Source organism: Acidobacteriota bacterium (genome assembly GCA_030697165.1).
Lineage (GTDB): Bacteria > Acidobacteriota > Vicinamibacteria > Vicinamibacterales > UBA2999 > 12-FULL-67-14b.
Map to the genome: position 1 here is coordinate 165596 of JAUYQQ010000013.1, position 11111 is coordinate 176706.

General features: G+C 66.5%; 9 protein-coding genes. 6 read left to right on the forward strand and 3 right to left on the reverse strand.

Annotation, left to right across the window (positions count from 1 at the left end):
* Nucleotides 1-19: 19 nt before the first annotated feature.
* A complete protein-coding gene (locus tag Q8T13_13405) occupies nucleotides 20-1351 on the forward strand; it encodes a PLP-dependent transferase (protein MDP3718755.1) in 1332 nt (443 codons plus the stop codon).
* Nucleotides 1351-2013: a methyltransferase domain-containing protein gene (locus Q8T13_13410; GenBank protein MDP3718756.1), complete on the forward strand. Its 663-nt coding sequence runs from the start codon at nucleotides 1351-1353 to the stop codon at nucleotides 2011-2013. The genes Q8T13_13405 and Q8T13_13410 overlap by 1 nt, the downstream gene beginning before the upstream one ends.
* A 61-nt stretch (nucleotides 2014-2074) precedes the next feature.
* On the opposite strand, the gene Q8T13_13415 is transcribed toward Q8T13_13410, so the two are convergent.
* Together Q8T13_13415 and Q8T13_13420 are read right to left on the reverse strand one after the other, a co-directional pair.
* Nucleotides 2075-3202, reverse strand: coding sequence for a hypothetical protein (locus tag Q8T13_13415; protein ID MDP3718757.1), 1128 nt, complete (start codon nucleotides 3200-3202; stop codon nucleotides 2075-2077).
* The gene (locus Q8T13_13420) at nucleotides 3142-4377 is read right to left on the reverse strand and encodes a 4-hydroxy-3-methylbut-2-enyl diphosphate reductase (GenBank protein ID MDP3718758.1); all 1236 of its coding nucleotides are present in this window, start codon (nucleotides 4375-4377) and stop codon (nucleotides 3142-3144) included. The genes Q8T13_13415 and Q8T13_13420 overlap by 61 nt, the downstream gene beginning before the upstream one ends.
* A 78-nt stretch (nucleotides 4378-4455) precedes the next feature.
* On the opposite strand from Q8T13_13420, the gene Q8T13_13425 reads away from it, so the two are divergent.
* The 3 genes from Q8T13_13425 to Q8T13_13435 are packed head-to-tail and all read left to right on the forward strand — an operon-like array spanning nucleotide 4456 to nucleotide 8197.
* Nucleotides 4456-6651, forward strand: a complete 2196-nt coding sequence (locus Q8T13_13425) for a DUF5916 domain-containing protein (GenBank protein ID MDP3718759.1) — start codon at nucleotides 4456-4458, stop codon at nucleotides 6649-6651.
* A 9-nt stretch (nucleotides 6652-6660) separates the two neighbouring features.
* Nucleotides 6661-7521, forward strand: coding sequence for a hypothetical protein (locus Q8T13_13430; GenBank protein ID MDP3718760.1), 861 nt, complete (start codon nucleotides 6661-6663; stop codon nucleotides 7519-7521).
* A 7-nt stretch (nucleotides 7522-7528) separates the two neighbouring features.
* Complete coding sequence (locus Q8T13_13435; protein MDP3718761.1) at nucleotides 7529-8197, forward strand: hypothetical protein; 669 nt, start codon at nucleotides 7529-7531, stop codon at nucleotides 8195-8197.
* 11 nt (nucleotides 8198-8208) lie between these two features.
* On the opposite strand, the gene Q8T13_13440 is transcribed toward Q8T13_13435, so the two are convergent.
* The gene (locus Q8T13_13440; protein MDP3718762.1) at nucleotides 8209-9546 is read right to left on the reverse strand and encodes a dienelactone hydrolase family protein; all 1338 of its coding nucleotides are present in this window, start codon (nucleotides 9544-9546) and stop codon (nucleotides 8209-8211) included.
* 58 nt (nucleotides 9547-9604) lie between these two features.
* On the opposite strand from Q8T13_13440, the gene Q8T13_13445 reads away from it, so the two are divergent.
* Nucleotides 9605-11011 carry a serine hydrolase domain-containing protein gene (locus tag Q8T13_13445; protein ID MDP3718763.1) on the forward strand — a complete coding sequence of 469 codons (1407 nt, stop codon included), beginning with the start codon at nucleotides 9605-9607 and terminating at the stop codon, nucleotides 11009-11011.
* Nucleotides 11012-11111: the final 100 nt, after the last annotated feature.

Sequence of the window (11111 nt, forward strand, 5' to 3'; positions counted from 1 at the left end):
GCGGCCGCCGGTTTCGGCGATGGCCCCCGCGACTCAGGCCATTCACCAGGGCATCGACGACCACGCGCGGCGCACCGGCGTCCCGTATCTGCATCCCGACGAGCCGACCGTGCAGCTCGACCTGCTGGGCTCGGCACCGGTCGTGGCCTGGCAGGAGGGCAAGGCCGCATTCCTGTTTGCCAGCGAGGGCTGCTGGTCGGAACTGCCTCACTTGTATGCCCGCTATGGCACCACCGCGACCACCGCGTTGATTGCGAAACTGAAGGCACTGGAGCACGCGACCAGCGCGATTGTGTGCGATTCGGGCATGCAGGCCACCGCGCTGGCCTTCGATGTCCTGATGGGTCCCTTCGACTCCGCTCAGGGCAGGTCGGGTGGTCACGCCGTGCTCATGCGCCAGGTCTACAACAAGACCCGCAGCTACCTGGAGTGGCTGGCGGCCCGCACCGGCGGCAGCGTCACGATCGTGGACGATGGCGATGCCGCGGCGCTGGCGGCGGCCATTACGCCGGCGACCCGATTCGTGTTTGCCGAAACGTTCACCAACCCCCTGGTCCGCGCCCAGGACTTCAACCGGTTGCGCGAGGTAATGGCCGGAGCCCGCGAGCGGGCCCCGGGCATTCGACTGGTGCTCGACACGACCATCGCCTCGCCCTGGGCCTTCGCCGTGCCGCCCCTCCAAAATGGCATCGATATCGTCGTCGCCAGCGGCACCAAGTCGCTCGGCGGCAACGACCGTGACATGTGGGGCTACCTCGCGACCAACGATTCGCCCTTTGCCAATGCGGTGATGGACCTCGTGGCCATGCGCGGCGGCATTCTCGACTGGCGCCGCGCCGAGGCCGTGGTGGCGTCGTTCGACGGCGCCGGCGAGTCGCACGCCCGGCGATCGGCGTCAGCATCGAAGGTGGCCGCCTTCCTCGCGGCCCATCCCAAGGTCAGCGAGGTGTTCCACCCGTCGCTCGGGTCACACCCCGACGCGGCGGCCATTGCCAGCCAGTACACGCGGCCCGGGTCGCTGCTCTCCTTCAGGGTGAAGGGCGCGGACGAGGACCAGACCCGGCACCTCGCCGACGTGCTCGCCACCTGCATCATCGTGCGCTACGCGCTGTCGTTCGACGGTCTGGCCACCAAGGTGAACCATCACCGCACCGTGTCCGAGTACTTCACGGCCCTCGAACAGCTGAAACGCAACGGATTCGACCGGCTGATCCGGCTCGGACTCGGCCTGGAGGAGGCCGACGACGTGATCGCCGCGCTCAACTGGACGCTGCATCACGGGCAGACGGTGACCGCCGCTGAAATTGCGGCATGGCAGCAGCAGCGCCGGGCAGTTACACTGGGAGCCTGATGGGCGCCGCGACACACCTCGGTATCAAACTCAACGAATACGATGCGGTAATCCGCACCCTGATCCCTCACTACCAGGAGCTGATCGCCTCGGCCGGGATGGTCGTCGGCGCGCTGGCGCGAACGGCGCCGGCGGTGGTCGACCTTGGCACCGGTTCCGGCGCGCTGGCGCAGGCTATTCTCAAGGCCCGGCCGCGGGCGCGCCTGATTGGCATCGACGAAGATCCCGGCATGCTGGCGATGGCCGAAAAGCGCCTGCGCGGCCGGATCCAGGCCATCGAAGGCGACTTCGAGTACACCGTGATCCCGCGCTGCGACGTCATCTCGGCGTCGTTCGCGCTGCATCACATCCCAACCGGCCGCCGCAAGGCGGCGATCTACAAGCGATGCTTCGCGGCGCTGCGGCCCGGCGGCATGCTGGTGAGCGCCGATTGCTGCCTCGCCGCGTCGAAGATGCTGCAACAGACCCACCGCGCCGAATGGCTGGCCCACTTGCAGGCACGCTACCCGCGCGCGAAGGCCGAGGGCTACTTGCGCGCGTGGGCCAAGGAAGATGTGTACTTCACGCTCGAGCGGGAAGTGGCGCTGCTGCAGGACGCCGGGTTCAGCGTCGAGATCGCGTTCCGGAAGTCGTGCTTCGCGGTGGTGGTGGGGCTGAAGTAGTTGAAATGACGCCGGGTTCAATTTCGGCAGGACGCGCCAGACGAAATTGAACCCGGCGTCCTTACGAAAACTGGGTGACGACCACGTCGATGTGGCGTTCCTGCCTCTCGGCCGGCTGCCACTGCACCAGGATCGGGCTCTGGTAGGTGCCGCGCAGCACGCGCGGCTGGCCGGTCTCCGGATCGGTGCCAGCCAGGAAGCTGACGCGACGTGACCGCAGGAAGCGGCGGGCCGGCAGCGACATGACCTTCGCCATCAGCCGCTCGAACGACCCGGCGTCGATCCGCAACGCCTCCATCAGCGAGTTGAGCACGCGCACCGCGTCGTACTTGGCGTAGTTCAACGTCTTGCCGGGAATCGAGAATGGATCCGCCACCATGTGGCTGGCCTTGGCACGGGCAAACCGCAGCGGGTCGCGCAGCACGTCGACGAGGTCGTGCTGCATCAGCAGCGTTTCGTACTCGTTCACGGTGATGCCAACGTTGCGCTCAGCGGGATCGACCACCAGGTCGACGCGCGCGCGCTCGATGCCGACCTGCGCCACCAGCTCGTTGATGCGTTCGAGCACGCCGAGCCGCGGGTCGGCCAGGTTGACCGAATCGATCGGGTGCTTCGACACCGGAATGGTCAGCGTCGTGCGGGCGACGATCTCCTCGTGATCGTAGCCGACGACGGTGGTCTTGCGCTTGCGCATGGCGGCATCACACTTGCCGTCCAGCTCGATGAAGTAGACCGGCGAATGCGGCCGGGTGCGGTAGGTCACGCAGTTGCGCATGCCGGCGCCGATGAACGTCAGGTGCGAGTCGGCGTTGCGCGGCTCGACCACCTTCTGTTCCTCGGTGAGCTCCGATCGCAGCTCCATCTGGTCGTGGCGGTACTCGCCGCCCTGCGGAAACAGGGCATGGAAGGCGCTGAAGAACTGCGACACCAGGTCCGGGCTGTGATGCATGCGCACCGACAAGCTCTGGTCGAGATAACCGGCGGTGGTATGGAACGAGGTGTACAACGCGCGCCGGTGCTGGCGCAGCAGGTCGCCGGCCTCCTGGTTGATGCGCGAGTTGACGTCGATGGCCTCGAAGCGCCGCTGCGGCGCGAGGGTGAGCGTGAGTTCGGTCGGCTTGGTGGCCATCAGCTGATCGGTGCCCCGGCCACCGCGCCACTTGGCGCTGTCAGGTCGGCGGGCGTGCATCCGCGCAGTGCCAGGATGCGCTCCAACACCTCGCCGACCACGCTATCCGGGGTCGACGCGCCGGCGGTAATCCCGATGGTCTGGGGTCCGGCCGGCAACCAGCCGTCGGTGCGGCCTTCCTCGGCCGCGCCGACCTGCCGGTGGCGGATGAAAGTTTCCTCGATGCACGACGGATTGTCGATGTAAAAGGTGCGGACGCGCGGCGCGCACATCCGCGCCAGCGCCTGGGTATTGCTGCTGTTGTAGCCGCCAATCACGATCATCTGGTCGAGGCCGCCGTCGCGCAGCAGGTCGAGCACCGCGTCCTGCCGTTCCTGGGTGGCCGAGCAGATGGTGTCGAACGCGCGGTAGTGCGCCTCGAGGTCGTCGCTGCCATGCCGTTCGATCAGGGCCCGGCGCAGCGTTTCCTGCACCTTGAGCGTCTCGGTCATCAGCATGGTGGTCTGGTTGGCGAGGCCCATGCGCTGCAAGTCGCGATCGGGATCGAAGCCCGGGCTCGCGGCCTCGCGGAACTCGTCCATCAACTCGGCCGCGGTCCGCCGGCCGAGCAGGAACTCGCACAGCCGCTCGGTCTCGGCGACATCGCGGACGCACAGATACTGGCCGCCGGGATGGGTGAGCGCCTGCGACGCCGTGGCCCGCGTCTCTTCATGGTGATGCTTGCCGTGGATGATCACCGTGTAGCCGTCACGCGCGTAGAAGTGCACCTTCTTCCACACGTTCAGCACGCTGCCACAGGTGGTGTCGACCAGCACGCAACCCTTGCTCTTGAGCTGATTCAGTTCGGGAACGCTGACGCCAAACGCCGGCAGGATCACCACGTCGGCGGCGGACACCTCCCGAAAGCGGGTTTCGGGGTCAAGCGAGTCCTCGAGAATCCGGATCCCCATGGCGCGAATGCGCTGGTTTACGTCAGGGTTGTGGATGATCTCACCCGACAGGAACACGCGGCGGTCGGGAAACTTCTGCCGGGTCTGGTAGGCATAGTCCACGGCGCGATCGACGCCGTAACAGAAGCCGAATTCCTTGGCGAGCTTGAAGCAGAGCCCGCCCGCCTCGGCCTGGTAACCGAGCGCCTTGAGCCGCTCGACCACCGGGCTCTCGTAGGTACGCGCCAGAACCGGTCCGACCTCGGATTTCAGGCCGAAACCCTTCTGGAAATACAACTGAGTCACGTGTCACAAGTATAGCCGACGGAGCGACTTAGGCCCAAGTGCGGGCCGCCCGAGCCGTTGTTGATAGCATGAGCCAACATGCTCCGTCGTGTTGTCGTGTTGCTGGCCCTGGCCGTGCCGGCCGCCGCCCTGGCCCAGTCCTCCGCCCCCACCGTCCGCGCCCACCGGGTCGCCGAACCCATCCGCATCGACGGCAAGCTCGACGAAGCGGTCTACGCCAGCACGCCGGCGATCAGCAACTTCGTGCAGCAGGAGCCCGACGAGTTCAAGCCCGCCACCGAGAAGACCGAGGCGTGGATCTTCTTTGACGATGACCACGTCTACGTGTCGGCTCGTAACTGGGAAAGCGCGCCCGAACGGCGGGTCGCCAACGAGATGCGCCGCGACACCGCCCAGTTGCGGCAAAACGACACCTTCGCGGTGCTGTTCGATACCTTCCACGACAAGCGCAACGGCTACATCTTCTACGCCAACGCCATCGGCGGCCTGTCCGACAGCCAGGTCACCGACGAGGGCCCGCCCAACACTGACTGGAACACGGTGTGGGACGTGCGCACCAGCACCTTCGATGGCGGCTGGACCATCGAAATGGCCATTCCGTTCAAGTCGCTGCGCTACCAGCCGGGCACCGACCAGACCTGGGGCATCAACCTGCGACGGGTAGTCCGCTGGAAGAACGAGTGGTCGTACCTGGCACAAGTGCCGCGTGCGCTGACCACGTTTCGCGGCATCCTCAAGGTGTCGTCGGCAGCCACCCTCGAAGGGCTGCAGGTGCCGTCAGGCGGCCGCAACCTCGAGGTCAAGCCGTACGTGCTGGGCAACCTGGCCACCGACAACACGGTCAACCCACCAACCTCGAATGAGACGACCGGCCGCATCGGTGGCGACTTGAAGTACGGCGTCACCCAGAACATCACCGCCGACCTCACGATCAACACCGACTTCTCGCAGGTCGAGGTCGACGAACAGCAGGTCAACCTCACCCGCTTCAACCTGTTCTTTCCGGAGAAACGCGACTTCTTCCTCGAAGGCCTCGGCACCTTCGCATTTGCCGGCCGCGCCAGCGCCGGACAGGCCGCTGGTACCGGCGACACGCCGTACCTGTTCTTCAGCCGCCGCATTGGCCTCGACCTGTCACGGGTCGTGCCGCTGCGGGTCGGCGCCCGTGTCAGCGGCAAGGCCGGCAAGTTCACCTTTGGCGCAATCAACGTGCAAACCGGCGAGCACGACAAGGCCGGCATCGATTCGGCCAACTTCACGGTGCTGCGCGCGAAACGCGACGTCCTGCGCCGCAGCAGCATCGGCGGCATGTTCACGCATCGCACGGCCACGCCCGGCCGCGCCGGCTCCAACGATGGCTACGGCGTCGATGCCGCGCTGTCGTTCTACCAGAACGTCCGGTTCGACGCCTACCTCGCCGCCACCCAGACCAAAGCGCGCACCGGCAACAACCTCAGCTACCGCGGCTACTTCGACTACAACGCCGACAAGTTCGGCGTGCAGCTGGAACACCTGGCGGTGGAGCCCAACTTCCTGCCCGAGATCGGCTTCGTCCGCCGCACCGACATGCGCCGCAATTTTGGACAGCTCCGCTACAGCGCCAGGCCGGTCGGGCTGGGCCGCGTTCGCCGAATGACGACGCAGGCGAGCTTGAACTACACCACCAACACGCAGAACCGGCTCGACACGCGTGACGGCATCGGCCGATTCGAAACCGAGTTCACGAGCAGCGACGTGGCCAGCCTGACCTATACCGACAACTTCGAGCGGCTGGTCCGGCCGTTTGTCATTTCCCCCGGCGTCATCCTGCCAGTGGGCACCTACAATTTCCATACCACGCGACTCGGCTACACCGCCGGCCAGCAGCGCCGCGGCTCGGGCGAGCTGGTCTACGAGTTCGGCCCGTTCTACAACGGCGACCGGCAAACCATCGCGGTCAACTCCGGCCGCCTCCAGGTGACGCCGCAGGTGTCGCTCGAGCCGAGCTTCTCGATCAACTGGGTGGACCTCGTCCAGGGGTCGTTCACCGCCAAGGTGGTGCGGACCCGCGCCACTTACACGATCACGCCGCGGATGTTCGTCAGCGGCATCCTGCAGTACAACTCCGCCGGCACCTCGTTCGGCAGCAACGTCCGCTTCCGCTGGGAGTACCGTCCCGGCAGCGAACTGTTCGTCGTCTACACCGACGACTTCGACACCGAGCCCCGGCCGAACCTCGACGCGCTGCGCAATCGCGCGTTCGTCGTGAAGTTCAACCGGCTGTTCCGGTTGTAGACTGCTCTGGTGACAGTCGTCTTCGCCACTTGCGCCCACCAGCCCTACATCACGGACGACGACCAGCCGCTCGCCGATGCGCTGGGGGCGCTCGGCTACCGCGTCGAGCCCGAGCCGTGGACCGACATCGACCCCGACACCCACCTGGCCGCCGACCCGGTGGTGCTCCGGTCAACGTGGGACTACCACCGCGTGCCGACGCTGTTCACGTCGTGGCTGGCGGCAATGGCCGATTCGTCACGCCCGCTGCTGAACCCCGCCGACATCGTCCGCGACAACCTCGACAAGATCTACCTGCAACGTCTCGAACGCGCCGGCATTGCCATCCCTGCGACGCAGTGGGTCGAGAAACCCGATGCCGCGTCGCTGACCGCCATTCTCGATCAGCAAGTCTGGAAGCAGGCCGTGCTCAAGCCCCGCATTGCCGCGACCGCCTACGGCACGTTCGTGATCGCCGGCGATTGCATGCCGGCGGACGAGGACCTGGCGCCCGCGCGCGCATCGGGCGCACTCGTCCAGGAGTTCATCCCGGAGATCGCCACCCGCGGCGAAGTGTCGCTGGTCTATGCCGGCGGCCAGTTCAGCCACGCGGTCTTAAAGCGGGCCAGGGATAGTGATTTTCGCGTGCAAGAGGAATTCGGCGGCTCGGCCGAAGCGATCGTGCCATCGGCCGCCCTGCGCGCGTTCGGCGAGTCGGTCATGGCGCAGGTATCCGGGTCGTGCGCGTACGCCCGGGTGGACGTCGTCGACAGTGCGCGCGGGCCGCTGCTGATGGAACTGGAGCTGATCGAACCGGTGCTGTACTTCAGGGTCGTCCCGGGCGCGGCCGAGCGCATGGCGCGAGCCATCGTTGACCGCCTGACCCTATAATTCCCGGGTGTTCATCGGTCATTACGCGCTCGCGTTCGGCGCCAAACGCTACGCCCCCACGGTGTCGCTCGGCACGCTGTTTCTCGCCTGCCAGTTTGCCGACCTGCTCTGGCCCACGCTGGTCGTCCTCGGCATCGAGCGGGTGGAGGTTGACCCGGGCAACACGGCGGTGACACCGCTCAACTTCATCAGCTATCCCTACTCGCACAGCATGGTGATGCTGCTGATGTGGTCGGCGCTGTTCGCCCTTGCCTATCGCATGATCAAGGGCTGGCAAGCCCACGCCATGGCGGTGATCGCCACGCTGGTGTTCAGTCACTTCGTGCTGGACTTCGTCACCCATCGTCCCGACCTGCCGCTCACCCTCACGGGCCCGCAGCGGGTCGGCCTGGGACTCTGGAACTTTCCGATCGCGGCACTGGCCATCGAGGTCACGCTGTTCGCAGTGGGCACCGCGATTTACGTGGTGACGACTCGCGCACGCGATCGCGTCGGGTCACTCGGCCTGTGGTCCCTGATCGCGTTTCTGTCGGCCATCTACTTTGCCGCCGTGTTCGGCCCGCCTCCCCCGAACGCCGCGGCGGTCGCGATGGCCGGCCACTTGTCGTGGCTGTTTGTGTTGTGGGCCTACTGGGTCGATCGCCATCGCCAGAGCCCCCGCTCTTCGGCACCCTAGGCACCTTAGTCCTACGGCTTCGCGCGTTCGAGCACGAGGCCGACCGCGGTGCCGCGCCTGAATCCTTTCCAGTAAGTGTGCGCCGGTAGCGGCTTGCCGTCGCGGTCCAGCGCGAAGACCCCGTCCTTGCCGTTCGGCACGACATCAAAGTACGCCTGCTTGTCGTTTTCGCCCTTCAGATAGAGCCCGAAGTAGGCCGTCGCGAAGTGATGAAGGATGTTGTTCATTCGCGCGGTGTCCCAGACGGGATCGGCATAGTGGGTAAAGCCGGGCGTGCCTGTCCCCGACGCGCGATAGGTCTCCGCCGGCGCCGGCATTGGCGCCGCAGCGTTGTGGCCGGCGTTGATGAACGTCAGCAGGTATCGGTCGGCGTTGACCGCGCCCTGGAAGATGGCGCGCGGCCCTCGCTCGTATCCCGAAGTCTCATCGGCGCTTCCGGCAACGATCAGCACCGGCGTGCGAATCCCCTTCAAGCCTTCGGCGTCCCAGTAGCCGGCCTGCATGCCCCAAGGGCCAATCGCGATGGCAGCCTTGATGCGTGCATCGCGCGCCTTCTGGTAGGCCGGATTCGACGCCGCACGTTCCGCCAGGAGCTTATTGGGCGGCGCCTGCGCGCCGGCGACGCTGGCATCGCTGTAGCCGCCGCCGATCACGTTGACGACGCCGTAGCCACCCATCGAGTAGCCGACGATGCCGGCGCGGCTGGCGTCGACGAGCCCGGCAAGGAAACTGCCCGAGCCTGCCTGGCTCTGACGATCGACCTCGTTCAGCACGAAGAGCTGGTCGAACGACCGGTTGTAGAGCGTGCTGCCGAACGGCTTCTGGTCGTCGTAGGTGCTGTCCTTGTGATCGATCGACACCGCCACGAACCCCTTGCTGGCCAGGTTCTCGCCGATGTGGCTCATGAGGTAGCGATTGCCAGGGTAGCCGTGCGAGATGATTACCAGAGGGTAGCCGCCTCCGCTTGGCTTCGGCGCGCCAGGGGCACCGGGCGCAGCCAGCGGCGCGGCGTCGCGTACAGCCGTGCCGAGGATCGTGGCCGTGATCGCCGGGTCGCGCGTGATCACGCGATACTCCCCACCCGCTTGCTGGCCGGCCGCGAGGGCCGCCGGATACCAGACTTCAAGGGTCAGGCTGCGGTCGTAGCGTGCGACCGGACCACCGTCCTTGGTATTGAGGATGTCGGGACGGTTCTGGTCGGTCACCTGGATAGTCCGCACGCCGATGTTGAGCGGGCCGCGGGCCGACAGCTCGGGCGCGCTCGGCGTCACGACATCAATACGGTTCTGCTGCGCAAAGACGCCGGCCGACGCCAGCACCAGGACCAAACCCACCGTTACTCGACGCATACGCCATCTCCCAGTCTTGTCACGACGCCACGGATTATATGGCGTAGGATCTCGCTCCATGGGAAATCGCTGTTTCGTTGCCGCCACCGCCGCCCTGGCCCTGTCCCTCATGCCCCATCTCATGGCGGCGGGCGGCCAGACCACCTCCTCGCCAGAAGCTGCCGTGGACAAGGTGTTTGCCAGATGGACCAGCGCGACGCCCGGTTGCACGGTCGGCGTCGCCGTCGGCGGCAAGACGGTGCTCGCCAAGGCCTACGGCATGGCCGACCTCGAGCACGATGTGCCCAACACGGTGGACACCGTCTTCGAGGCTGGCTCGGTGGCCAAGCAGTTCACCGCGATGGCGGTGCTGCTGCTCGCAAAGGACGGAACGATCTCGCTCGACGACCCGGCACGGAAGTACGTTCCTGAACTGCCCGACTACGGCGCACCGCTCACGATCCGTCACCTGCTGAACCACACGAGCGGCCTGCGCGATTGGGGCAGCATGGCCGGCATTGCCGGCGCACCACGCACCACCCGCGCATACACCCACGCCCACGTCCTCGACATCGTCAGTCGCCAGACCGCGCTGAACTTCCCCACCGGCACCGAGTGGTCGTACACCAACACCGGCTTCAACCTGGCGGCCGTGATCGTGTCGCGGGTCAGCGGCATGTCGTTCGCGGAGTTCTCGCGAACACGCATCTTCACGCCGCTCGGCATGACCCGCACGTCGTGGCGCGACGATCACACGCGGGTCGTCAGGGGCCGCGCCAGTGCCTACGCCAGCGCGAGCGACGGCTACCACCTCGATATGCCGTTCGAGAACGTCCACGGCAACGGCGGACTGCTGACCACGGTTGGCGATTTGCTGACGTGGAACGAGAACTTCGTGACGCCGGTGATCGGGGACCGCGCGCTGCTGACGACGCAGTCAACGGCCGGACAGTTCAACGACGGCCGGCCGCTCGACTACGCCCTGGGCCTGTTCGTCGGCCAGTATCGCGGCGCACGGAATATCTTTCACAGCGGCTCGACGGCAGGCTACCGCGCACACTTGAATCGATTCCCGGACAGCCACACGTCGGTGGCCGTGCTCTGCAACGTCGCGACGGGCGATGCCACGCGATCCGCCAACCTGGTGTCGGACCTGTTCCTCACCGGGCTGAAGCCGGTGACACCCACCACGCCGACGTCACCGGCGCCGGCCATGACGCCAGCACCGACGGCCGCACAGCTCGCGGAGTTCAGCGGCAGCTACTGGAGCGATGACGCAGAAGTCGCCTTGACCGCCGTGGTCGAAAACGGGGGGCTCGTCATGAAACGCCGGCCCGACGCGGTGATCGCGCTCACGGCCATCGATCGCGACACGTTCCGCGGATCGCTCGGGATGATCGCCTTCCGCCGCGACGCGGCCGGCAAGGTCAACGGGCTGAGCATCAAGCAGGACCGTGTGTGGGACCTGCGCTTCCAGCGACGATAATCACAGCCACCGATTACACACAGATTCGTCACAGATTGCACGCGCCAGGCCGTGGACTGCCGTTCGCTGGCGGCGCTTCGCGCCGCTGGTCCGGTGTGAG